Here is a 3,095-nt window from a genome sequence, read left to right as displayed (position 1 = left end):
CTTCCAACGGCAACGCTACTGGCTCGACGCACCGCACCACACAGCCGACGTGACCGACCTCGGCCTTGAAACCGTCGAACACCCACTGCTCGGAGCCGCTCTGGAGCCGCCCGCCGGGGAGCGAGTCTTCCTCACTGGACGCCTGTCGCTGCAAACGCATCCATGGCTGGCTGATCACCGTGTACTGGAATCGGTGCTGGTGCCGGGAGCGGCACTGGTCGAGTTGGCTCTGAGCGCCGCGGCCCACGTGGGCTGCGACGCGGTGGAGGAATTCACTCTTCAGGATCCACTGATCCTTGGGGAGCGGGGCGGCGCCCAGCTTCAGGTTGTGGTGGGCGAGGCAGATGAGGACGGGCGTCGCAGCGTACAGGTGCGGTCTCGTCCGGATGTGGTCGACGGGGCGTGGAGCTCTCATGCGAGCGGGTTGCTGGCGGCGGGGAAGTCGGCTGCTGGTGGTGGGGTGGTGTTGGAGCAGTGGCCGCCGGTGGGTGCTGAGGTGGTGATGTCGGATCCGGAAGGGTTTTATGCCGGGCTCGCTGAGCGTGGGTTTGGTTATGGTCCGGCTTTTCGGGGGTTGGAGGCGGTGTGGCGGCGTGGTGAGGAGGTGTTCGCTCAGGTCCGTCTTCCGCAGGAGTGTGCGGCTGAGGCGGAGCGGTTCGGGGTGCATCCGGCGCTGCTGGACGCCGTCTTGCACGCCGTGGCGTTGACGGGCTTCGAGCAGCAGCCGGATGTGGAGCTGGGGTTGGGTTCGGTGCGTGTTCCGTTTGCGTGGTCGGGGGTGCGGTTGCATGCCTCGGGTGCGTCGGTGGTGCGGGTGCGGTTGACTCGTGCGGGGTCGGATGCGGTGGCGCTGGAGGTGGCGGACGCGGATGGTCAGCCGGTGGTGTCCATCGAGTCTCTGGCTTTGCGGCCCATCTCGGCTGAGCAGTTGCAGGCGGCTCAGGCCAGTCGTTATGACTCGCTGTTCCAGTTGGATTGGCAGCCGCTGGAGTCTCCCCGGGCATCGGTTGCCGGGGGTTCGTGGGCGGTTGTGGGGCCGGATGTTGGGCTGGGTGAGGCGGTGGTTCGCGCGGGCGGATCGTGTGTCCGGTACGCGGATGTGTCTGCGTTGATTGGCGCGTTGGACGAGGGCGAGGCGGTGCCGGAGACGGTGGTGTTGTTCTGTCCGACGAGCGGTGGTGAGGACGTGGCTGCTCGGGTGGGGGAGTCGTTGTCCGCTGTGCTGGGGTCCGTGCAGGTGTGGCTGGGTGAGGAGCGGTTGGCTGCTTCTCGTCTGGTGGTGGTCACTTGTGGTGCGGTCGCCACTGAGGCAGATGAGGACGTTGCGGGTCTGGTGCAGGCTCCGGTGTGGGGGCTGTTGCGGTCGGTGCAGACTGAGAATCCCGGCCGGTTCCTCCTCCTGGACCACGACCTCGACCACGACCTGGAGTGCGGCAGTGAGATCAGCCCGGCTGCGGCGGACGCGGCGGTGCGGGTGTTGGTCGTGGGTGAGGAGCCGCAGTTGGCGGTCCGGGGCGGGATCATCCTGGTTCCGCGCTTGTCTCGCGTGACGAAGTCCGCGCCCTCCCAAGCGTCTGCGCCGTTGGTCTCGGGTGGGACGGTGTTGGTGACGGGGGCGTCGGGTGTGTTGGCGGGTGTGGTGGCCCGGCATCTGGTGGCTGAGCATGGGGTGGAGCATCTGCTGCTGGCTAGCCGTAGGGGTCCGGATGCGCCGGGGATGGCGGAGCTGGTGGCCGATCTGGAGGCGGCCGGGGCGTCGGTCACGGTGGCCGCGTGTGATGTGGCTGATCGTGATGCGGTGCGTGAGTTGTTGGCTGGTGTTCCGGCGGAGGTGCCGCTCAGGGGTGTGGTGCATACCGCGGGGGTGGTGGATGACGGTGTGGTGGAGGGGCTGAGTGATGAGCGTGTTTGGCGGGTGTTGGCGCCGAAGGTGGATGCGGCGTGGCATTTGCATGAGCTGACTCGGGATATGGGCCTGGAGGCGTTCGTGCTGTACTCCTCCGTCGCGGCCACTCTGGGGGCTGGTGGGCAGGGGAGTTACGCGGCGGCCAACGCCTTCCTCGATGCCCTGGCCCAGCACCGCCACGCCCACGGCCTGCCCGCACTCTCCCTCGCCTGGGGCCTGTGGGCACAGGCCAGCGGGATGACCCAGAACCTCAGCACTGCTGATGCGGTCCGTGCGCATCGCTCGGGAATCGTTCCGATGGCTACTGAAGATGCCTTGGCGCTGTTTGATCGGTCGATGCAGGTGGACCGCGCCGCGGTGCTGCCGGTGCGGATGGACCTGAAGGCGTTGGGGGATCGGCCGGTGCCGGTACCGCCGGTGCTGCGTCAATTGGTGCGCAGGCCGGTCCGTAAGGCGGCGGCTGGGCACGGTGGTGGCTCGGGCGCTGAGTGGCGCGAGCGGATCGCCATGGCTGTTCCCGAAGAGCGGGAGCAACTGCTGCTCGACCTGGTCCGTACTCACCTTGCCACCGTGTTGGGACGAACCGACCCCCACGGCATCGACGCAGAGGGCGGGCTCCTCGAAATGGGCCTGGATTCCCTCACCGCGGTGGAACTACGCAATCACCTCGGCACGGCAACAGGTCTTCGACTGCCTACTACCGTGGTATTCGATCACCCGACTCCCATAGCTCTGGCGAAGTATCTGGCTTCACGCCTGGGCGACAGCGTCTCGAAAACGGAACGGAACAGCGCACACGGCGTGCTGGCGGAAATCGAGAAGCTCCACGCGATGCTCGGCACCGTTTCCCTCGCCGATGAGGAACATTCCCTGGCGGCTGGTCGATTGACGGATGTCTTGACTCAGTTCAAGAAGCGCGGCACGGGTGACGTCGCTGACGCCGAGAGCATCGAAACAGCGACTGATGAGGAGCTGTTTGAACTCCTCGACGGCGACCTGTAACCCGCATAGCTCCTCTGAACCCTTGATCCACATCTTTTAGGAAGGCATTTCGTCGATGGCGGACGCGGCGCAGCTACGTACGTACCTCAAGCGAGCCACTGTTGATCTGCGTGAGGCTCGGGCGCGCCTGCGCGAGGTTGAGGAGCGCGCGCGGGAGCCGATTGCGATTGTGGGGGTGGGGTGTCGG

The 3,095-nt window shown here is 66.7% G+C and carries 2 protein-coding genes; both read left to right on the top strand.

The genetic code is table 11. The annotated features are described in order from the left end of the window. Positions 1-49 precede the first annotated feature (49 nt). Positions 50-2,908 carry an SDR family NAD(P)-dependent oxidoreductase gene (locus VT50_RS09605; RefSeq protein ID WP_143645204.1) on the top strand — a complete coding sequence of 953 codons (2,859 nt, stop codon included), beginning with the start codon at positions 50-52 and terminating at the stop codon, positions 2,906-2,908. 55 nt (positions 2,909-2,963) lie between these two features. Further along, positions 2,964-3,095: polyketide synthase docking domain-containing protein (locus tag VT50_RS41305; protein ID WP_143645203.1), on the top strand; the 132-nt coding region annotated here is incomplete at its 3' end.

The organism is Streptomyces antioxidans, from assembly GCF_000968685.2.
Lineage (GTDB): Bacteria > Actinomycetota > Actinomycetes > Streptomycetales > Streptomycetaceae > Streptomyces > Streptomyces antioxidans.
Note: the sequence above shows the minus strand (reverse complement) of the source record. Positions and strands in the feature narration are given on the sequence as shown.